The following is a 22,681-nucleotide window of genomic DNA, read 5'->3' on the forward strand; positions in this document are numbered from 1 at the left end:
TCTAAAAACTTCGTTTGATTAACCACTTTTCCATAATGGTATTAAATTCATCAGGATGCTCCATCATAGCTGCGTGCCCACATTTATCTATCCAAAATAAATCGGAATCTGGTAATAGAGAATCAAACTCTTTCGCTACTTCCGGTGGTGTGACATTATCATTTTTACCCCAGATAATACAAGTAGGTGTTTGCATTTTTGGTAAATCCTTAGCCATATTATGCCTAATGGCACTTTTTGCAATGGCTAAAGTTTTTACAAGTTTATTTCTGTCATTCACCGTGGCGTAAACTTCGTCTACGATCTCTTTGGTAGCAATTTCAGGGTCATAGAAAACTTCTTGCGCTTTCTTTTTAATAACTTCATAATCACTGCGTTTAGTGTATCCACCGCCCATGGCGCTTTCATATAAACCTGAGCTGCCAGTGATAATTAAAGCTTTTACCTTTTTAGGAAACAGTTTAGTGTGGTATAGCCCTATATGTCCACCAAGAGAATTGCCTAATAAAATAGCTTGCTCAAAACCTTTAAACTCAATAAAATCATGTAGGTAAGTGGCGAAACTTTTTACATTAGTTTTTAGCAGAGACATAGTATAAATAGGTAGTTCAGGAATGATTACCTTATATCCTTTTTTGCTAAAAAATTGGATAACAGAATCAAAGTTACTTAATCCTCCCATTAATCCATGTAAAACTATGATTGGAATCCCTTCTCCGGCTTCAATATAGCTGTACTTATCTTCTTTTTTTAAATAATGCGTCATTAATCAGTTAGTACTTTCATTATAAACAAATATAGTTATTTCATTCATATTTCAATGATTTTAATTCATTCTGGAAAATTAATCAAGAACTACAAAATGTTGATAATAATTTAAGATTCCTTCTTTTTTATAACTCATTGGTTTTTAGATTTTATTAGTCTTTTAAGACTAATATATCAGTTTTAAGCCACCTTTAATCGAAAAATTATTAACAAAGTGGTAGAAAGTGGTAAAATGTGGTAAATTTTTCAATATATTTGAAATTAAATCTCTAAAAACCTAACTAACCCAATTTGAGCTTTTTAACAGGAACATATGAGTGCAAAGTAGATGCTAAAGGTAGGCTTATGGTTCCTGCACCTCTAAAAAAACAATTGGCCGCTGTATTGTCAGACGGCTTTGTACTGCGCCGCTCTGTATTTCAAAAATGTTTAGAGCTCTATCCTGTAGCCGAGTGGCAAGTATTAATGCAGAGAATGAATAGGCTTAATAGGTTTAAAAAGAAGAATAACGATTTCATTAGAAGATTTACTGCTGGTGTGAAAATGGTTGAGGTTGATATTAATGGACGACTACTAATTCCTAAAGACTTAACTGTTTTTGCTAATATTTCAAAAAATATTGTAGTGGCTTCGGCAATTAACATTATTGAAATTTGGGATAAAGATTTATATGAACGGGCCATTGATGATGCTGCTCTTGATTTTGCAGATTTGGCAGAAGAAGTAATGGGACAAGATGATGACGATCATGGAATATCATAACCCAGTCCTTTTAAAGGAAACTGTTGATGGTTTAAATGTTAAGCCAGATGGTGTTTATGTAGATGTGACTTTTGGTGGTGGTGGTCATAGTAAAGAAATATTAAAAAGACTTGGTGAAAATGGAAAATTATTTGCTTTTGATCAGGACGAGGACGCTCTTATAAATAGTATTGATGATTCTAGGTTTACGTTGATAAATGAAAACTTCAGGTATGTAAAGCGTTTTTTAAGGCTTTATGGAGTAAAAGAGGTTGATGGGGTTTTGGCAGATTTTGGGGTGTCATCTCATCAGTTTGATGTTGCAGAGAGGGGTTTTTCAACGCGCTTTGAGGCTAATCTTGATATGAGGATGAATCAAAAAAGTGAACTTTCTGCATTTCATGTTGTTAATGAGTACGAAGAAGAGCAGTTAAGACAAGTTTTTTCTCAATATGGCGAATTGAGGTCTGCTCCAGCTATGGCAAGATTAATTGTGGAAAAAAGAAGGGAGGAGTCGATTGAAACCAGTGAACAGTTAAAAGCGGTGTTAAGAAAGTTTTTGCCACCTCGTCATGAAAATAAAGTGTTGGCTCAAATCTATCAGGCAATAAGAATTGAGGTGAATCAGGAAATTGAAGTGCTAAAGGAGTTTTTGCTGCAAACACCTGAAATCCTTGTTAAAGGAGGGAGGTTGAGTTTTATCTCTTATCATTCTTTAGAAGATAGACTTGTGAAGCGTTTTATAAGAAATGGGATGTTTGAAGGAGAGCCTGAAAGAGATGTGTTTGGGAATTTTGAGGTTCCGCTAAAAAAAGTTAACGGATTGATAGTTCCTTCAAAGGAGGAAATAAAAATTAATAACAGAGCAAGAAGTGCAAAACTCCGCGTAGCGGAAAAATTATAGATGAAGAAGAACATTTATAGCATATTGAAAGGGACCTTTTTGGTTAGTGATGATTCTTTTAAGAATTGGAGATTCATTCTATTTATTTCCGCCCTGGCAATAGTTATGATTGCAAGTTCGCACAGTGCAGATAAAAAAGTGTATGAAATAGCAAGATTGAAAAATGAAGTGAAAGAAATTAGATCAACATTTTTAGAAGGTCGTACAAAATTGATGCGCCTCAAAATGGAATCGAATGTAATCAATGTAATGAAAGAAAAAGGAATTTCACCTTCCGTGATTCCGCCCAAAAAAATAAAAGTAAAATCCCAAAATTAAAGAGAAGAATTGGCAGCTAACGAGAAACGCATATTAAACCGGTTGTATTTTATTTCAGGATGTATGTTTGTCTTTGGGCTTGCTGTAGTGTTCAAGCTTCTTAGTATTCAGTTTATAGATGGTGATAAATATAAAGCTTTGGCTGAAAAACGAGTTGTTAAAAATGTTGTGATTCCTGCTAATAGAGGTAATGTTTATTCAGTAAATGGTAATTTGTTAGCCACTTCAATTCCAAAATATGATATTAGAATTGATGCTATCACACCATCCTCAAAAAACTTCAAAAAGTATTTAAAGCCTTTGTCGGATTCACTTTCAGTATTTAAGGGAAAGTCTTCGAGTTATTATCAAAGGGAGTTGAGTAAAGCTAGAGCAAATAAAAACAGGTATTACTTGTTGGCTAGAAATATTGGGTATTCAGATTATATAAGATTGCGAAACTTTCCATTGTTAAGCCTAGGTGCATTCAAAGGCGGATTAATAGTTGAGCAAACTACAAAAAGAGAGCATCCAATGGGTGGTATTGCTCAAAGAACTATTGGTTATGAACGCATTGATGAAAAAGGGAATGTGACTCGACCTGGGATTGATGGTGCTTTTGGGATGAAATATTTAAGAGGTGTTAATGGGCAACGAAAAAAACAACGCATTGGAAAAGGGCAATGGAAGCCTTTAAGTGATGCTAATGAGGTTGAACCGAAGGATGGATATGATGTTTATACTACTATTGATGTGAATATCCAGGATATAGCGCATCATGCGCTTTTGGAGCAATTAGAAAAGTATAAGGCGGAGCATGGTTGTGTAGTAGTAATGGAAGTGAAAACAGGTGAGATTAGAGCTATATCTAACCTTGGAAGAACATCAAAAGGCAAGTATTATGAAAAGCTAAATTATGCTGTTGGTGAATCTCATGAACCAGGTTCAACATTTAAGCTAATGGCTTTAGCTGTAGCTCTAGAACAAAAAGTGGTTGATACTACAACCATAGTTGATACAGAGAAAGGCGTGCTAACATTTTATGGAAAAAAAGTAAGAGATTCTAAACGTGGTGGTTATGGTAAAATTACTCTGGCAAAAGCGTTCGAAGTGTCTTCAAACACCGGTGTGGTTAAAGCAATTCATAATAGCTATAATGATAATCCTAAAAAATTCATTGATGGTTTGTATAAGATGAACCTTGATGATACTCTTAAACTTCCGCTTATAGGTGAAGGGAAGCCAGTAATTCCAGATCCGAGAATAAAAAATGGTAAATGGAGTGGTATTGCATTGCAATGGATGGCTTACGGGTATAATGTAAGGTTAACTCCTTTGCAATCGCTTACTTTTTATAACGCAGTTGCGAATGATGGAGAAATGGTAAGGCCACGGTTTTTAAAAGAAGTTAAGGAGTTTGGTAATGTGGTTGAGACATTCGATAAAGATATTATCAATAAACAAATTTGTTCAAAAGAGACTATAGGTAAGTTGCAACAATTACTTAAAAATGTAGTGGAGAAAAAGCATGGTACAGGTAATAGATTGTATTCTGAAAACTTTTCTATGTCCGGTAAAACCGGTACGGCTCAAACTGAATATTGGATGGAAGATTGGAGTGAAAATAAACGTTATGTATCATCCTTTACAGGATATTTTCCAGCCGAAAACCCGAAGTATTCATGTGTTGTGGTAATACATAAACCAGATACTAGTGTGGGGTATTACGGGGCTGATGTTTCTGGGCCTGTCTTTAAAAGAATTGCTCAAAAAATATACACAGATACTCCCTTAGTAGAGGAAATTGAAACGTTATCTGTAAAGACGGTTTCTATAGAAAAGGAGTACGAGGGTTACTATGATTTGGCACAAACTTATAAAACTATTATGCCAAATCTAATTGGCTTACCAGCAATGGATGCTTTAGCTCTTTTAGAGAATATGGATGTTGATTTAAAGGTTAAGCTGAATGGTAGTGGTACAGTTAAAAAGCAGTCTGTTAATAAGAGTGTGAAATTAAAGGAAAATCAAACCGTAGTCTTAAGCGCTTCATGAAAGTATTAAAAGACATATTGTATAAAGTTTCAATCAATGCTGTAGTAGGTGATACTGGTATTGCTATTAATGCTATTCATTTTGATTCAAGAAAAATTGGTAATGGTGATTTATTTGTGGCTGTTAAAGGAACGGTTTCAGATGGTCATAGTTTCATTGAAAAAGCTATTGAGCTTAAAGCGGTTGCAGTAATATGTGAAAATTTGCCAGAGATTTTAATTGATGGGGTCACCTATGTACAGGTAGATAATTCTAATTCAGCATTGGCAATTTTGGCATCAAATTTCTATGGGTTTCCTTCGGAGAATCTAAAACTTATTGGGGTTACTGGCACCAATGGTAAAACAACTGTTGCTAGTTTGTTGTATCAGCTATTTAAAAGTGCGGGATATAAGGTTGGTTTATTGTCAACTGTTAAAATATTGGTTGATAATATAGAATATAAAGCAACTCACACAACACCAGATTCATTAACAATAAATAAGTATTTAAAGGAAATGAACGATGAAGGTGTGGAGTTTTGTTTTATGGAAGTTAGCTCTCATGGAATTCATCAATGTAGGACAGAAGGTTTGCTTTTTGAGGGAGGTATATTTACTAACCTTTCTCATGATCACTTAGACTATCATAACACTTTTGCAGAATATAGAGATGTAAAGAAAACTTTCTTTGACGAACTTTCAGAAAATGCATTCGCATTGGTTAATGTTGATGATAAGAATGGTTTAGTGATGCTTCAAAATACTAAGGCAAAAAAGTATACTTACGCACTTAAGAGTTATGCAGATTATAAAGCGCAAATTTTAGAAAATCAGTTTGGAGGTTTGCTTTTGAAGGTGAATGATAGTGAAGTCTGGACGAAACTTATTGGGAATTTCAATGCCTATAATGTACTAGCAATTTATGCTACAGCAGAATTATTAGGACTTGAAAAAGTTGAAGTATTGCGTTTGGTAAGCGATTTAGAAAGTGTTAGCGGACGTTTTCAATACTTAATATCAGATGATAAAATCACAGCCATTGTTGATTATGCGCACACTCCTGATGCACTTAAAAATGTATTAGAGACTATCAATAGTATTAGAACTAAAAATGAAGAGTTAATTACGGTTGTTGGTTGTGGTGGTGATAGAGATAAAACCAAACGCCCTAAAATGGGGCATATTGCTACAGAACTTAGTACTAAAGTGATTTTTACAAGTGATAATCCACGAAGTGAAGATCCTGATGAAATTCTGAAAGACATTGAAAAGGGAGTTGAGCCTCAGAATTATAAAAAGTCATTAACTATTGTTGACAGAGCTCAAGCTATTAAAACAGCTTGTCAATTAGCACAACCTAATGATATCATTTTGATTGCTGGAAAGGGGCACGAATCATACCAAGAAATTAATGGGGAGCGCTTTGATTTTAATGATTATAAAACAGTTCAAGAATTTTTAAAACAGTTACAGAAATAAGATGCTATACTATTTGTTTGAATATTTAGAAAAACAATTTCAATTTCCAGGAGCAACCCTTTTTGGGTATATCACTTTTAGGGCTGCTTTGGCAATGATTTTGTCTTTGCTTATTTCAACTATTTATGGTAAAAGAATCATCAGGTTTTTACAAAGAAAACAATTAGGTGAAACCATTAGAGACTTAGGTTTAGAAGGTCAAGCAGAAAAAGCTGGAACACCTACTATGGGAGGGGTCATTATTATTCTGGCTACGCTTATTCCGGTATTGCTACTGTCTAAATTAGAAAACATATATATCATTTTATTAATAGTTACCACCCTTTGGATGGGGGTTATTGGCTTTATAGATGATTACATAAAAAAGTTTAAAAACAACAAGGAAGGATTAAAAGGACGTTTTAAAGTGCTTGGGCAGGTTGGTTTAGGAATTATTGTAGGTGCAACACTCTATTTTCATCAAGATGTAGTGATAAAAGAGAAATTGCCAATTGCTGAACAGCAACAAATTATAGAAACAAATCCAGATGCTAAAGAATCAGCATTTTTTAAACCCGAAGAAAAATCTACAAAGACAACCATTCCTTTTGTGAAGAAGAATGAGTTTGATTATGCAGACTTAATCACTTGGATTCATCCAGATTTGCAAAAATACGCTTGGGTAATATTCATACTAATTGCAATAATAATTATAACAGCTGTATCTAACGGAGCAAATCTTACTGACGGAATAGACGGTTTAGCAGCAGGAACATCGGCTATAATTGTTTTAACACTAGGTATTTTTGCGTATGTATCCAGTAACATTATTTTCTCGCAGTATCTGGATATCATGTATATCCCAAGGGTTGAAGAAATTACTATTTACATTACGGCTTTTGTTGGTGCTCTCATTGGTTTTTTATGGTATAACACCTATCCAGCACAAGTATTTATGGGTGATACGGGAAGTTTGACTATTGGAGGAATTATAGCGGTAATAGCCATTGCCGTTCGTAAAGAATGGCTAATTCCTGTTTTATGCGGCATCTTTTTAGCAGAAAATTTATCGGTGATTATGCAGGTAAGTTGGTTTAAGTATACCAAGAATAAATATGGCGAAGGACGCAGGATTTTCAAAATGTCGCCCTTGCATCATCACTACCAAAAACTGGGTTATCACGAGAGTAAAATTGTTACCAGATTTTGGATTGTAGGAATATTGCTAGCTATTCTGTCAATAGTAACATTGAAGATTAGATAGATGAAAAAGCTGGTAATCCTTGGTGGTGGAGAAAGTGGTGTTGGCACAGCGCTTTTGGGTAAGGAAAGAGGATATGAAGTTTTTGTTTCTGATAAAGGAATAATTAAAAATAAATATAAAGAAGTTCTTATACATAATGAGATTGAATGGGAAGATGAAACGCATTCCGAAGATAAAATTCTAGATGCTCATATTGTGATGAAAAGCCCGGGAATTCCTGGTAAAGTTTCTTTGGTAAAACAAATTAGAGGACGTGGGATTCCGGTAGTTTCAGAGATTGAGTTTGCCTCTATGTTTACAGATGCAACTATAGTAGGGATTACTGGGAGCAATGGAAAAACAACAACGGCAAGTTTAACGCATCACATTTTAAAACATGAATTGGAAGTAGGTTTAGCTGGTAATATTGGTGACAGTTTCGCAAAACAGGTTTTGGTTGAGAATCATCAAAACTATGTATTGGAAATAAGTAGTTTTCAACTTGATGATATCGTCAAATTTAAGCCACATATTGCTGTAATTACTAACATAACTCCTGATCATTTAGATAGATATGATTATCAATTCGAAAATTATATCAATTCGAAATTCAGAATAGCTGAAAATCAAACTAAGGATGATTATTTGATTTATGATGCCGATGATGAGGTAATTACAAATCATCTTAAGAATCATACTGTTCAATCAACATTAATACCATTTTCGTTAAAAAAAACTTTTGAAAACGGTGTGTATTTGGAAAACGATAATATAAAACTAACAATAGATAACAGACAGTTTATTATGCCAACAGCAAATTTAAAATTAGAGGGTAAACACAATGTAAAAAATGCAATGGCTGCTTCAACGGTGGCACATTTGCTTAAAATTAGAAAACAAACTATTAGGGAGAGTTTGGAGAATTTTCAGGGTGTAGAACATCGTTTAGAGCAAGTTTTGAAAATAAACAAAGTTCAGTATATAAATGATTCTAAAGCAACCAATGTAAATGCTACTTATTTCGCATTAGAAAGTATGGATGCACCTACAGTTTGGATTGTTGGTGGTGTAGATAAAGGGAATAATTATGAAGAATTATTTCCGTTTATAAATGAAAAAGTAAAAGCTATAATCTGTTTAGGTGTAGATAACGAAAAGTTAATGAGCACTTTTGGAAGTATGGTGGATGTTATTATTGAAACGCAATTTATGAGTGAAGCTGTTAAAATAGCTTACAAGGTTGCAGATTCTGGTGATAATGTATTGTTGTCGCCTGCCTGTGCAAGTTTTGATTTGTTTGAGAATTATGAAGATAGAGGCCGTCAATTCAAAAATGCAGTACGTAATTTATAAATAGGTGCAAGCGCTTTTTAAAAACATAAAAGGAGATCGTTTAATTTGGGCAATTGTTGCATTGTTAGCAATTCTCTCGTTTTTGCCCGTTTATAGTGCTGCCAGTAATTTGGCTTACAAAGGTGGTGGTAGTAATACTTTTACGTTTTTTATAAAGCATTTTATGCACCTGTTTTTAGGGTTTGCCATCATGTATGGTGTGCATAAAATCCCATATAGATATTTTAGAGGGCTTTCTCTAATAATGATTCCTATTGTTCTTGTTTTACTAGGGGTTACAATGTTACAAGGCACTACCATTGAAGGGGCTAATGCAAGTAGGTGGATACAGATTCCAATTGTTGGTATGTCTTTTCAAACATCCACATTGGCATCTGTGGTGTTAATGGTGTATGTGGCAAGATATATGTCTAAAATAAAAGATAAAAAAATAAAATTTAAAGAGTCTATTTTGCCACTTTGGATTCCTGTATTCCTTGTGTTAGGGTTAATTCTTCCATCTAATTTATCAACTGCAGCAATAATATTTTTAATGGTTACCGTTTTGACATTTTTAGGAGGGTATCCAATAAGATATTTGTTCGTCATTATTGGGTCTGGAGTATTGATGCTTTCGCTGTTTGTTTTAGTTGCGAAGGCATTTCCTGAAGCAATGCCCAATAGGGTTGATACTTGGATGAGTAGAATAGAAAGTTTTTCTAATGGCGAAGATTCCGAAGCTGATTATCAAATTGAAAAAGCAAAAATTGCTATTGCATCTGGAGGGGTTAAAGGTTTAGGTCCTGGTAAGAGTAGGCAAAAGAATTTTTTACCACAATCATCATCAGATTTCATTTTTGCTATAATAATAGAAGAATACGGTTTAATAGGGGGCGCAACAATTATGGTTTTGTATATGTGGTTGTTGTTCAGAATAGTCATAGCAGCACAAAAATCAGATACAGTTTTCGGGAAATTGTTGGTTTTAGGTGTGGGCTTGCCAATAGTATTTCAGGCTTTAATAAATATGGCTGTAGCTGTTGAATTGTTTCCTGTAACAGGGCAAACATTGCCTCTAATAAGTAGCGGGGGTACCTCTATTTGGATGACCTGTTTAGCTATTGGAATTATTCTTAGTGTTAGTGCAAAAAGAGAAGAAATAAAGGAACAAGAAAATATAGAAGATAATCCGTTGGAGATTCTTTCAGAAACTATTTAATGAGTCATTATAAAGTCATATTGTCAGGAGGCGGAACGGGAGGTCATATCTATCCGGCCATTGCTATTGCAAATGAGCTAAAATCTCGTTACCCAGAGGCTGAATTTTTGTTTGTAGGGGCAAAAGATAGAATGGAGATGGAAAAAGTGCCTCAAGCAGGTTATGATATTAAAGGGCTCTGGATTTCTGGAATTCAGCGTAGTTTAACATTAAAGAATTTATCATTCCCATTTAAAGTAATTAGTAGCCTTTGGAGAGCTCGTAAAATCATAAAATCTTTTAAACCAGATGTCGCTATAGGAACAGGTGGTTTTGCAAGCGGACCATTGTTGTATGTGGCTGCGTCTAATAAAATTCCGAGTTTAATTCAGGAACAAAATTCATATCCAGGAATTACCAATAAATTATTATCTAAAAAAGCACAAAAAATATGTGTAGCCTATGATAATTTGGAACGGTTTTTTCCTAAAGAAAAGATTATAAAAACTGGAAATCCGGTACGTCAGGATTTGCTTGATGTCAATTCTAAAACAGTTGAGGCTAAAAATCACTTTAACTTAAAACATGGCAAATACACATTACTTGTTTTAGGAGGAAGTTTAGGGTCAAGAAGAATTAATGAATTAATTGAAAAGGAACTAGATTTTTTCGATACACAAAATGTTCAAATCATTTGGCAGTGCGGTAAGCTGTATTACCAGCAATTCAAAATCTATAACAATACTAATAATGTTCAGGTTTATGAGTTTTTAAATGATATGGGCAGCGCATATGCAGCAGCAGATATTGTTATTTCTAGGGCTGGTGCAAGTTCGGTTTCAGAATTATGTATTGTAGGTAAACCAGTTATTTTTATTCCTTCACCAAATGTAGCTGAAGATCATCAAACCAAAAATGCAATGGCAATTGTCAACAATGATGCTGCTATGATTTTAAAAGAGGAAGATTTAGATGTTGATTTTGAAAACAAATTTTCACAGTTAATGGCTTCACCTGAAAGACAAAAAGATTTGGGTGATAATATTAAAAAATTAGCCTTGGTGAATGCCACAAAAGACATAGTTGATGAAGTAGAAAAACTACTAAAAAAAGAATGAATTTAAAAAACATACATAACATCTATTTTATTGGTATTGGCGGTATAGGTATGAGTGCTTTGGCAAGATATTTTAAAGCTAATAAAAAGCATGTTGTGGGTTATGATAAAACTGCCACCGAAATAACTGGTGCTTTAAGTAATTTGGGTATTGACGTTCATTTTGAAGATAGTGCAGAGAATATACCAGTATCTTTCTTAAATCCTGCAAACACATTGGTGGTGTACACGCCTGCAGTTCCAAAAAGTCATTCAGAATTAACTTATTTCAAGAACAATCAATTTCAAGTTTTAAAACGTTCTGAAGTTTTAGGCTTAATTACTGAGAATACATTCTGTTTGGCAGTAGCTGGTACTCATGGTAAAACTACTACGTCAAGCATTTTAGGTCATTTATTGGCTGAATGTAATGTTGAGGTAACGGCATTTTTGGGAGGAGTTACAGAGAACTACAACTCAAATTTAATTTTAAAAGGAGCTAAAGTTTCGGTGGTTGAAGCTGATGAGTTTGATAGGTCTTTTTTAACGCTTTCACCTAATTTGGCATGCATTACCTCAATGGATGCAGATCATTTAGATATTTATGGAGAAGCAGATGCTTTAAAAGAATCTTTTATTGAGTTTACCAAACGAATTAAACCAAAAGGTAAACTTTTTGTAAAAAGTGGGTTACCAATTGATGGAATCACTTATGGTATTGAAGATGGTTCCAATTATTCAGCCCAAAATATAAAAATAGAAAATGGCACTTACATGTTTGATGTGAAAACACCAAAAGAAGTCATAGAAAATATACACTTTAACCTACCTGGTAGACATAATTTGTCGAATGCATTAATAGCCTTGGCGATGGCTGTGGAGTATGGTTGCCCTCACCAGCAGCTCGCCAAAGCTTTAGCATCTTTTAAAGGTGTTAAGAGACGGTTTACATATCATATAAAAACCGATGATTTAGTTTTTGTTGATGATTATGCGCACCATCCAGAAGAGATAAATGCCGTACATCAGGCCGTAAGAGAAATGTATCCAGATGAGAGGGTGTTAGCAATTTTTCAACCGCATTTGTATAGTAGAACAAAAGACTTTGCAAATGAATTTGCTGAAAGTCTAGCACAGTTTGATGAAGTATTATTGTTAGACATTTATCCTGCCAGAGAATTACCAATTGAAGGGGTTACTTCAGGTTGGTTATTGGGTAAGATTGATAATGAAAATAAGCAGTTGGTAAGTAAAGAATTAATGCTTTCAAAAATTCAAGAAAGTGATGCGAAAATAATCTTAACCATTGGTGCAGGAGATATTGGAGAAGAGGTGAATAAAATTAAAAAAGGACTTAGTGTTGCGAGTTAATTGGAATTACATAAAAATGCTAGTTTTATTGGGGTTAATAGTGTTTTTGTACGCTTTTGCATCTCATAAAAATGATATAAGAATTGTTTCAAAACCAAGTATTGAATTTGTTGGTGAAAACAACCTGTATGTCACCCAAGAGAATGTTAGTAAATTGTTAATACAAAATTCTGGAGGCCTTAAAAATGTGCCAAAAGAAACTTTAGCTTTGAATGAATTAGAAAGAGCCCTGAAATCTAATCCAATGATAAAATCAGCTGAGGTCTATGTTGCTGTAAATGGAACACTTAATGCCAAGGTTGAACAAAAAACACCTATTGCACGGGTTAGTACTAATGCCTCGTATTATATTGATGATGAAGGTTTGTTTATGCCTTTGTCAAGAAATTATTCGGCTAGAGTACCACTGGTTACAGGTTATGTTGAAAAAAATAATTTAAAAAACATTTTTAAAGTAGCTCAAAAAATTAAGAATGATGACTTTTTAAAAAAGAATGTAATTGAGATTCATCAGAGCATTAATAAGGTCATTTTTTTAAGGTTACGTCAATGTGAATTTTTGGTTCAGTTAGGAGATGTAAAATTATTAGATAAAAAAGTAAATAATCTAAAAGCGTTTTATCAAAAAAGCTCGAAAGAAGGAACCTTAAAAGATTATAAAAAAGTCAATTTGCAATTTGACAACCAAGTAGTGTGTAGCAAAAAGTAAACTATGGAACATAATTTAGCAGTAGGATTAGACATAGGAACCACCAAAATTGTGGCCATGATTGGTCGTAAGAATGAATATGGTAAAGTTGAGATTTTGGGTATAGGAAAATCTAAAAGTTTGGGTGTTCATCGTGGTGTTGTTAATAACATTACACAAACCATTCAATCCATTCAACAGGCAGTTCAAGAGGCTGAAGCTGCTGCAGATTTGAAAATTGAAGACGTTACAGTTGGAATTGCAGGACAACATATTAGAAGTTTACAGCATAGTGATTATATAACCAGGCCTAACTCTGAAAATGTAATAGATGAAGATGATATTGATAGGTTGATTAATCAGGTACACAAATTAGTAATGCTTCCAGGAGAAGAGATTATTCACGTATTACCGCAAGAGTACAAAGTTGATGGGCAAGCAGAAATAAAAGAACCTATTGGAATGTATGGAGGAAGATTAGAAGCCAACTTTCATGTGGTGGTAGGTCAAGTTTCTTCTATTAGGAATATTGGAAGGTGTGTTCAGAGTGCTGGTTTAAATTTAGACGGTATTACTTTGGAGCCTTTAGCGTCTGCTAATGCAGTTTTAAGTCAAGAAGAAAAAGAAGCAGGAGTAGCTTTGATTGATATAGGAGGAGGAACAACAGATTTGGCTATTTTTAGAGATGGTATAATACGTCATACGGCGGTTATCCCATTTGGGGGTAACGTTATAACTGAAGATATTAAAGAAGGTTGTTCAATAATTGAAAAACAAGCTGAGCTTTTAAAAATAAAATTTGGTTCTGCATGGCCTGGTGAAAATAAGGACAATGAAATTGTATCTATTCCAGGTTTAAGAGGTAGGGAACCAAAAGAAATCACCCTTAAAAACCTGTCTAAAATCATTCATGCCCGTGTGGTAGAAATTGTTGAGCAGGTTTATGTTGAAATTAAAAACTATGGCCACGAAGAGCAAAAGAAAAAACTTATCGCAGGTATTGTTTTAACGGGAGGCGGAAGCCAATTAAAACACTTAAAGCAATTAGTTGAATATATTACAGGTATGGACACCAGAATAGGGTATCCTAATGAGCATTTAGCTGGTGATAGTGATGAAGATATTACAAGTCCATTATATGCTACTGCAGTTGGTTTGGTGTTAGACGGATTGAAACGTCAGGAAAGAAAAAAGATTGAAGAAGAAGAGGTAGAGGATGTTGCGGAAGAAAACCAAACCGAGGAGATTAGAGAAGAACCAAAAAAAGAAAGACGATCATTTCTAGATAAGTTAACTGAAAGAGTTAAAGATTTTCTAGATAATGCAGAGTAACAATATATCCATTGAATAAAAAAAATAGTACAAAACCCCAGTAAAAAAGAATTTATGAGCAGCAACAAAGAATTCGAAAGTATTGCGTTTGATTTACCTAAGAATCAATCGAACGTTATTAAAGTTATTGGTGTTGGTGGAGGTGGAAGTAATGCCATTAATCACATGTTTCAACAAGGAATTAAAGGCGTTGATTTTTACATCTGTAACACAGATTCCCAAGCACTTCAAAACAGTGGTGTGCCAAATAAAATTCAGTTAGGCGTTAACTTGACTGAAGGATTAGGTGCAGGAGCTAACCCAGATATTGGTGAGCAATCTGCCGTTGAAAGTTTTGAGGATATTTCTCAAATGTTAGATACTAACACAAAAATGGTATTTATCACTGCTGGAATGGGCGGAGGTACTGGAACAGGAGCTGCACCAATCATTGCTAAAATGGCTAAAGATTTAGACATTTTAACAGTTGGAATTGTAACAATGCCATTTCAGTTTGAAGGAAGAATGCGTATTGAGCAATCTCAAAAAGGAATAGAAAAACTTAGAGATGTTGTAGATTCTTTAATTGTAATAAATAATAACAAACTTCGAGAGGTTTATGGGAATCTTGGTTTTAAAGCTGGTTTTTCGAAAGCAGATGAGGTGTTGTCTACCGCTGCTCGTGGTATAGCAGAAGTTATTACCCATCATTACACTCAAAATATAGATTTACGTGACGCTAAAACCGTTTTAAGTAATAGTGGTACTGCTATTATGGGGTCAGCTGTGGCGTCTGGTCAAAATCGTGCACAAGATGCTATTAGAAAAGCTTTAGACTCTCCGCTACTAAATGATAATAAGATTACTGGCGCTAAAAATGTGTTGTTACTGATAGTATCGGGGACTCATGAAATTACCATTGATGAAATAGGTGAAATTAATGATCATATTCAAACAGAAGCTGGTCATGGTGCCAATATTATTATGGGTGTGGGTGAAGATGAATCACTTGAAGAGTCAATTGCCGTAACAATTATCGCAACTGGATTTAATATAGAACAACAAGATGAAATTTCTAATACGGAAACTAAAAAGGTAATTCATTCCTTAAATGAGGAGCAAGATCTGAGTCCTGTTGAAAAGGAGCCGGTTATAATTGCTCCAATAATTGAGTTAGAAAAGAAAGAAGAACTTATTGTACGTCATACATTAGATATAGATGTCGAAGAAGATATTAAGCCTATAGTTAAGGAATCAATTAAAAAAGAAGGGCTATATAATCAAGAAATAGATTTAATACCAACTTCAGAGATTCTCAAAAACATGAATGTGGTTTATGAAGAAGTTAAAGCTATTAAAGAAGAAGAAGAGGACTTTGTAATTAAGCCGGTAACTAAAATGGATACTGATGTTGAAGAGTCTTCTAACAATGACGATGAACAGCAAATTACTTTAACCTTTGATTTGCCTCTTTCTAGTGTTGAGAAAGAAGAGGAAATAAAAGAAGAAGTGGTTTCTTATGATTTAAATGACGATCTTAAAGAGATTCCTGTAAAAGATTATATAGAGCTCATAACGGTTACGGAATCCAATGAGGATGGGGAAGTGCGTTATGCCTTAGATGACTATATTGAATTAGAGTCTGCAATGAATGTTAAGAAAAATGACTTAGAAGTTTTAGAAGAGCTCGATAAAGAAATTGTTTTTGAAAAAAAGGTAGTAGAAGAAGAAATTGTAGAAGAGGTTGCTGAAGAGATTGACCCAATGAATAGCCCAATTTCAGAATTATTAAAGGAACGAGCTGAGGAACGAAGACGTAAAATGAAAGATTTTAATTATAAATTCAATAACGCAAAAATTGATGATATAGAAAAAGTACCAGCTTATAAACGACAAGGGGTTGATTTAAGTGATGTTAAGCATTCATCAGAAAATGATATCTCAAGAACAAGTGTTGGCTTAGATGATAATGATGATATTCAATTAAGAAGTAACAATTCGTTTTTACATGATAATGTAGATTAAGACCCACTGACTTACTTATTAATAAAAACCCGAAAAATCTCCCTCAGCTTTTCGGGTTTTTAATTTCACAAAGGGAAGTTCTTTTTTTATCTTCGCATTCTAAATTTGAGATTATGAGTTTGCAACAAGATATAATGACTGCTTTGAAGGAAGCTATGAAGGCTAAAGATCAAACAGCTTTAACGGCTTTACGAGCTGTTAAATCAGCAATTTTACTAGCCAAAACAGAAAGCGGAGCAGGAGATGAGTTAACTGAAGAGCAAGAGCTTAAAATACTCCAAAAGCAGGTGAAACAACGTAAAGATAGTGCTGCTCTTTATATTGAACAAGGTAGGCAAGATCTTGCAGGACCAGAATTAGCAGAGGTTGATGTTATCAGTCAGTTTTTACCGGAAGCTTTAAGTGAAGAAGAAATTGAGAAAGTTGTTGTAATGACTATTGAGCAGATTGGTGCAGAAGGTATGAAGGACATGGGTAAAGTTATGGGTGCTGTAAGTAAACAATTAGCAGGACAAGCAGATGGTAAAACTATTTCAAATATCGTAAGAGCAAAATTATCTTAAAATAATGGCCCCGTGGCGCAACTGAATAGCGCATCAGATTTCGGCTCTGAGGGTTGGGGGTTTGAATCCCTCCGGGGTCACTTAATGAATTTTAATTTTAAAACCTCGTAGCTTATATAAGCTGCGAGGTTTTTGTTTTATTAAGATAAGAACAAGAGAATCATTAGTTGCTAAAAAATTTGGTAATCAAAAAATAATTCCTATATTTGGAAAACCAAATTGGTTAACCAGATTGGTTTTCCAAACAAATTAATAAAGAATAGTAAATAGTTGAGTTTATAGGTTTTGAATAGTTGTTTAGTTTAAAAGAAAGTCTTTATGAGTATAAAGGCTTTCTTTTCTTATCTTTAAATTAATAGTTAATCCTTGATTTTATGAAAAAGTTCTTTCTCCTTGTTTTAGTCGCAAGTTTTATTGTTTCCTGTAATAATAATTCTGTTAAATCAGGTGTTTTAGTTACTGATATTTCAGAGCTCAATGCATCAATTGAAAAAGCGCAACCGGGTGACATTATAACTTTAGCAAATGGTGTTTGGAAAGATGTAGAAATAAAATTCAAAGCTGAAGGAGCAGTAAATAAACCAATTACTATAAATGTAGAGACTCCTGGAGAAGTTTTTATTGAAGGTGTATCCAGCTTAAAATTCGGAGGGAATTATTTAGTGGTTGACGGACTTCATTTTAGAAATGGGTATTCTCCAGATGAAGCAGTAGTTATTTTTAGAATTGACAAAGAGACTATTGCAAATCATTGTACCTTCACAAATAGCGTTATTGAAGACTTTAATAAAATGAGTCGTGACGATTCAGACCGTTGGATACAATTTTGGGGAAGACATAACACATTAAGTAATTGCTATATCACTGGGAAAACAAATCGTGGTCCAACTATTAGAGTCGATTTAAAAGGTAATGAACACATTAGTAATTATCATCAAATTGTAAATAATCATTTTGGTCCAAGACCGCCTAAAGGTGGAGCTAGCGGGGAGACAATTCAAATAGGTGATAGTTATTCATCTATGTCTCCAAGTTACACGATGGTGGCTAATAACTTGTTTGAAGAATGTAATGGCGAAGTTGAAATTATTTCAAGTAAAACAAATTTCAATGAGTTTAGAAATAATGTATTTTATAAAAGTGAGGGTTCACTAGTAACAAGACATGGAAATTACTGTACTATTGATGGTAACTACTTTATTGGTGACGGAGAGAATGAAAATATTGGCGGCATAAGAATTATAAATACAGGGCATTGGGTAACCAACAATTATTTCTTCAATCTTAAAGGAAAGAGTTTTAGAAGCCCGTTGGCAGTAATGAACGGTATTCCAAAATCACCATTAAACCGTTATAATCAAGTTACTGATGTAGTTGTTGCTTATAATACATATATTAATTGTGATGCGCCTTGGCAATTTGGAGTAGGGCAAAATTTAGCACAGAAAGATGTATTACCTGCATCTGAAATTCGTTCTGCAAGACCTTTAAGAACTATTGTTGCTAATAATGTACTTTATAATGAGGTTGGTGCTGAAAAACTGGTTGTAGAGCATGATAAGGCAGATGGTGTAATCTTTAAAAGTAATGTTGTAAACAATCAGGGAGTTCCATTTAATGATTATGATGGTGGTATTCAAAACGTAAGTTTTGACCTAAGCGAAGTTGGAGAAAATATATTAGTACAAGCATCAAATTTAGATGTTGAAGCTTATAAAGGGTTTGAGTTTGAAAAAATATCAAAAGATCTTTTTGGTAATTCAAGAAATTCAAATAATAGCATTGGTGCCGTGGTAAACACCAATGCTAGTAGCCCTTCTATTTTAGATAAATCCAAATACGGTCCAAGTTGGTATTCTGATGAGGTTGAAGCATCAGAGGCTAAAACTATTGAGGTTACTGATGGTGACAACCTTCAAGAGAAAATAGATGAAGCTTCAAATGGAGATATAATTCTTTTAAAAGATGGAGTGTTAAATGTTAATAAATCTTTAGTGATCTCAAAAGGTATAACTATTAAAGCTGAAAATGTATCTAAAACATCATTAAATTATTCTGGTGAAGCTAACACACCTTTATTTGAATTGCATCCAAAAGGGTTCCTAATTGTAGAGAGTGTTAATTTAAAAGGAAATGGAACCCAACAAGCTTTTGCTTCCTTAAAGGAGAATATGTATACACATTTTGGGTTATCGGTCTCAAATTGTGAAATTACAGATTTCAATTTCGCCTTAAAAGCATATAAACAATCATTTGCAGAACGAATTACCATTGAAAACACATCAATATCAAATTGTAATAATGGTTTAGAGCTTTCAGAAGAAACAAATGATAGAGGAGATTATAATACTGAGTATTTAACTATTATTAATTGTAAATTCAATAATGTAAATGAAAATGTGATTGATTATTACCGCGGAGGATATGATGAGTCAACCATTGGAGGAAATCTTATTCTTACTAATAGCACATTTACAAATTGTGGAGGCAAAGAACAAAACGGGATTCTAATAAATACCAGAGGTATTGTTAATGTAGATATCTCTGATAATACATTTAAAAACAACCCTATAAAATTGGTGGCCTTACTTTGGGGAGCCAAAAACAATTCGCATGCTAACAATACTATTTCTAATTCTGGTAAAATAGTGGTTGAAGAGAATCTTAAATTGAAGTTGATGTATTAAGCAACTTAAAATTATATCATAAAATGAAAAAATCAGTATTAACTATAGTTGTCCTTTTATGCTTTTTTGCTTGTAAGAACAATGCTAAAACTACTTCTGAAACAACAATTCAAATAGAAGCTGTTAAAAAGGTTCCAAGTGATGTTATTCCTTTTATGGACAAATGGCAAATTCTTTTAGGTGATGGCACACGTTCTAAAGATTTAATAGGTTTTGAAAAGAACGATTTTTTCTATGTTGAAAATGATAGTAATGGGGATTGGGTTGTTTATAAGACGCCTAATTCTGGAATCACATCTCCAAATTCTAGTAACACAAGAACTGAATTGGGAGAAAAAAAACGATGGATACCAGAAGAAGGAGGTAAATTAACCGGAACTTTAAAAGTAAAGCATGTGTCTACTACAGGAGATGCAACTGCACGCTCTTCTTACTCAGTTGTGGTTGGGCAAATACATAGTGATGAAGGACATGAAAATGAACCTTTAAAGATCTATTACAAGAAATTTCCTGGACATGAAAAAGGCTCTGTTTTCTGGAATTATGAAATCAATACAGAAGGTGAAAACGATGGGCGTTGGGATTTTTCTACTGTAGTTTGGGGACATGACTTTTCCGTACTGGGTCCGGCTTCAGATATTTATCCGGAGGAACCTTTAGATGGGATATCTATAGGTGAAGTATTTAGTTATAAAGTTAATGTTTATAAAGGTATTATGTATTTGACTTTTGCAAGTGAAGGACATGAAACAAAAACATTCACTAAAAACTTATTAAAATCAGATTTTCATAAAGAATCTGAAATTCCCCAACAAGTGTTAGATTGGTATTCATCAAAAAGACGGGTTGGAGTTGAACGTGATACTGCATATGCTGGAGAGAAGCAATTTTTTAAACAAGGAGCTTATAATCAAGCTAACGGAAAAGCTACTAAATCAGAAACTTATAATGGAGACATTGCTAAGCAATATGAAAATGGGAGTTATGCTGAAGTTTGGTTTAAAGAAGGGGCTTTAGGTCCTGGAACATTACCAAATATCGAGTAATTGTATTTTAGTAACAGTATATAAATACAGTTATGAATCAAGTAATTTATATTATGGGTGTTTCTGGTTGTGGAAAAAGCACCATTGGGAACTTACTTTCCGAAGCTTTAAAAATTCCATTTTTTGATGGGGATGATTTTCACCCAGAAGCCAATGTTGCTAAGATGTCAAAGGGAATACCTTTGAATGATGAAGACCGTTTTGGTTGGTTGCAAACCTTGAATGAATTAGGGAAGAAACAGGTTGAAAATAATAGCTGCGTTATTGTCTGTTCAGGGCTAAAGCAAATGTATCGAGATATACTGTCTAAGGGGATAGAGAGTAAAAGCATGTGGGTGTATCTTTCAGGTTCATTCAATCAAATAGAAGAACGTGTCAATAAGCGTTCAGGTCATTTTATGAGTTCTGCTTTGTTGCAATCACAGTTTGATACTTTGGAAGAGCCTATAAACGCGTTGCAACTTGATATTAGTTTAAAACCAGAAGAAATTGTCAAAAAAATTGTGAAAGAATTAGATATGAAATCGGAGTTTGGTTTATTTGGTTTAGGTGTTATGGGTAAGAGTTTAAGTAGAAATTTGGCTCAAAAAGGTTTTAATATTTCCATTTTCAATCGAGAGGTAAAAGGTTCTGAAGAAAACATTGCCATAGATTTTAAGAATGCCCACTCTGAACTGGAAAAATCTCAACCATTTTCAAATGTAGAAGCTTTTGTAAACTCGTTACAAATACCAAGAAGAATCATGCTCATGGTAAATGCGGGTAAGATTACCGATATGGTTATTGATGATTTAATTCCTTATCTGTCCGATGGTGATATTCTCATAGATGGTGGGAATTCAAATTATTTAAAGACTAAAGAACGTTACGATTATTTAAAATCAAAGAACATAAATTTTATTGGCGTTGGTGTTTCTGGAGGAGAAGAAGGTGCGCTTAAGGGGCCGTCCATTATGCCGGGTGGAAATAAAGAAACCTATGAGTTGGTAAAGCCTTATCTAGAAGGTATAGCAGCTAAAGACACTAATGGTCTGCCATGTTGTACCTATGTTGGTGAAGAGGGTAGCGGACATTTTGTAAAGATGGTTCATAATGGCATTGAATATGTTGAAATGCAGTTATTGGCTGAAGTGTATACCATTTTTAATACCATGGGTAGGAACCCCGATGAAATTGCTAATATATTAGAATCTTGGAAATCTGATGTTGATAGTTACTTGTTGGGAATTACAGTAGATATATTACGAAAGAAGGATGGAGATGATTGGCTAGTAAATAAAATTGTGGATAAAGCCGGTAACAAAGGAACCGGAAATTGGACCACTATTGCTACCGCACAATTGGGAGCTCCAAGTACCTTGATTGCTTCGGCATTATTTGCTCGTTATACATCATTTTATAAAGAAGAAAGGTGTAACGCGAATGAAAAATTCGGAATTAGCCCTTCAGAATTAAACCTTAATTCAGATGATGTTCTAAATGCGTATCAATTTGGGAGAATCATTAATCACTATCAAGGATTAAAGCTAATATCAGAAGCCGGAAAAGCTTATAGTTGGACTTTGAATTTAAGTGAAATTGCCAGAATTTGGACCAATGGTTGTATTATAAAGTCTGATTTTGCGGAAGCGTTGATTCCTGTTTTAAAAGAAGATGATAATATATTAACCAATCCATCAATTATTAGTCAGTTAAAGGAATTGAAGCCATCAATAAATAAAGTAGTTGCAGAATGTATTTTAAGAGAACTGCCTGTTGCCTGTTTAAGTGAATCAGTTAATTTCTTAAATGCCTACACAACATCAAATTCATCAGCAAATATAATACAAGCACAACGCGATTACTTTGGCGCACACACCTACCAAAGAATAGATGACCTTTCAGGGGATTTTCATCATACTAACTGGAATTAATAAC

Annotated in this window: 18 protein-coding genes and 1 tRNA gene; 18 read left to right on the plus strand and 1 reads right to left on the minus strand. The window is 33.9% G+C overall.

Features of this window, described 5'->3' with window-relative positions; genetic code table 11:
* Position 1: 1 nt before the first annotated feature.
* A complete protein-coding gene (locus tag FUA22_RS01460; RefSeq protein ID WP_147765873.1) occupies positions 2-766 on the minus strand; it encodes an alpha/beta fold hydrolase in 765 nt (254 codons plus the stop codon).
* 293 nt (positions 767-1,059) lie between these two features.
* On the opposite strand from FUA22_RS01460, the gene mraZ reads away from it, so the two are divergent.
* The 18 genes from mraZ (at position 1,060) to gndA (ending at position 22,677) form a co-directional block, all read left to right on the plus strand.
* Positions 1,060-1,530 (plus strand): division/cell wall cluster transcriptional repressor MraZ, encoded by a 471-nt coding sequence (gene mraZ / locus FUA22_RS01465; RefSeq protein ID WP_147765875.1) that lies wholly within the window; start codon positions 1,060-1,062, stop codon positions 1,528-1,530.
* Positions 1,517-2,413: a 16S rRNA (cytosine(1402)-N(4))-methyltransferase RsmH gene (rsmH, locus tag FUA22_RS01470; protein WP_147765877.1), complete on the plus strand. Its 897-nt coding sequence runs from the start codon at positions 1,517-1,519 to the stop codon at positions 2,411-2,413. The genes mraZ and rsmH overlap by 14 nt, the downstream gene beginning before the upstream one ends.
* Positions 2,414-2,731 carry an FtsL-like putative cell division protein gene (locus tag FUA22_RS01475; RefSeq protein ID WP_147765879.1) on the plus strand — a complete coding sequence of 106 codons (318 nt, stop codon included), beginning with the start codon at positions 2,414-2,416 and terminating at the stop codon, positions 2,729-2,731.
* 63 nt (positions 2,732-2,794) lie between these two features.
* Entirely contained in the window at positions 2,795-4,765 is a 1,971-nt protein-coding gene (locus FUA22_RS01480) for a penicillin-binding protein (RefSeq protein ID WP_147767389.1), read from the plus strand.
* Positions 4,762-6,225: a UDP-N-acetylmuramoyl-L-alanyl-D-glutamate--2,6-diaminopimelate ligase gene (locus FUA22_RS01485; RefSeq protein WP_147765881.1), complete on the plus strand. Its 1,464-nt coding sequence runs from the start codon at positions 4,762-4,764 to the stop codon at positions 6,223-6,225. Before FUA22_RS01480 ends, FUA22_RS01485 begins: the two co-directional genes overlap by 4 nt.
* 1 nt (position 6,226) lies before the next feature.
* Positions 6,227-7,468, plus strand: coding sequence for a phospho-N-acetylmuramoyl-pentapeptide-transferase (gene mraY / locus FUA22_RS01490; RefSeq protein WP_147765884.1), 1,242 nt, complete (start codon positions 6,227-6,229; stop codon positions 7,466-7,468).
* Complete coding sequence (murD, locus tag FUA22_RS01495; protein ID WP_147765886.1) at positions 7,469-8,800, plus strand: UDP-N-acetylmuramoyl-L-alanine--D-glutamate ligase; 1,332 nt, start codon at positions 7,469-7,471, stop codon at positions 8,798-8,800.
* A gap of 4 nt (positions 8,801-8,804) precedes the next feature.
* Positions 8,805-9,998, plus strand: coding sequence for an FtsW/RodA/SpoVE family cell cycle protein (locus FUA22_RS01500; protein ID WP_147765888.1), 1,194 nt, complete (start codon positions 8,805-8,807; stop codon positions 9,996-9,998).
* Complete coding sequence (murG, locus tag FUA22_RS01505) at positions 9,998-11,095, plus strand: undecaprenyldiphospho-muramoylpentapeptide beta-N-acetylglucosaminyltransferase (protein ID WP_147765890.1); 1,098 nt, start codon at positions 9,998-10,000, stop codon at positions 11,093-11,095. The genes FUA22_RS01500 and murG overlap by 1 nt, the downstream gene beginning before the upstream one ends.
* Complete coding sequence (murC, locus tag FUA22_RS01510; protein ID WP_147765892.1) at positions 11,092-12,444, plus strand: UDP-N-acetylmuramate--L-alanine ligase; 1,353 nt, start codon at positions 11,092-11,094, stop codon at positions 12,442-12,444. The genes murG and murC overlap by 4 nt, the downstream gene beginning before the upstream one ends.
* 16 nt (positions 12,445-12,460) lie before the next feature.
* Positions 12,461-13,153: a cell division protein FtsQ/DivIB gene (locus FUA22_RS01515; RefSeq protein WP_317132074.1), complete on the plus strand. Its 693-nt coding sequence runs from the start codon at positions 12,461-12,463 to the stop codon at positions 13,151-13,153.
* A 3-nt stretch (positions 13,154-13,156) separates the two neighbouring features.
* Entirely contained in the window at positions 13,157-14,464 is a 1,308-nt protein-coding gene (gene ftsA, locus FUA22_RS01520) for a cell division protein FtsA (RefSeq protein ID WP_147765893.1), read from the plus strand.
* Between the two features lie 54 nt (positions 14,465-14,518).
* Positions 14,519-16,468, plus strand: a complete 1,950-nt coding sequence (gene ftsZ / locus FUA22_RS01525; protein WP_147765895.1) for a cell division protein FtsZ — start codon at positions 14,519-14,521, stop codon at positions 16,466-16,468.
* A 113-nt stretch (positions 16,469-16,581) separates the two neighbouring features.
* On the plus strand, positions 16,582-17,031 hold the full coding sequence (locus FUA22_RS01530; RefSeq protein ID WP_147765897.1) for a GatB/YqeY domain-containing protein: 450 nt from the start codon (positions 16,582-16,584) through the stop codon (positions 17,029-17,031).
* A gap of 6 nt (positions 17,032-17,037) precedes the next feature.
* Positions 17,038-17,111, plus strand: a tRNA-Arg gene (locus tag FUA22_RS01535).
* A gap of 294 nt (positions 17,112-17,405) precedes the next feature.
* Positions 17,406-19,718, plus strand: coding sequence for a chondroitinase-B domain-containing protein (locus tag FUA22_RS01540; RefSeq protein ID WP_147765899.1), 2,313 nt, complete (start codon positions 17,406-17,408; stop codon positions 19,716-19,718).
* Between the two features lie 23 nt (positions 19,719-19,741).
* Positions 19,742-20,764, plus strand: coding sequence for a polysaccharide lyase family 7 protein (locus FUA22_RS01545; RefSeq protein WP_147765901.1), 1,023 nt, complete (start codon positions 19,742-19,744; stop codon positions 20,762-20,764).
* Between the two features lie 32 nt (positions 20,765-20,796).
* Positions 20,797-22,677 carry an NADP-dependent phosphogluconate dehydrogenase gene (gene gndA, locus FUA22_RS01550; RefSeq protein ID WP_147765903.1) on the plus strand — a complete coding sequence of 627 codons (1,881 nt, stop codon included), beginning with the start codon at positions 20,797-20,799 and terminating at the stop codon, positions 22,675-22,677.
* The last annotated feature ends 4 nt before the right edge of the window (positions 22,678-22,681 follow it).

Source organism: Seonamhaeicola maritimus (assembly GCF_008056315.1).
Classification (GTDB): Bacteria; Bacteroidota; Bacteroidia; order Flavobacteriales; family Flavobacteriaceae; genus Seonamhaeicola; species Seonamhaeicola maritimus.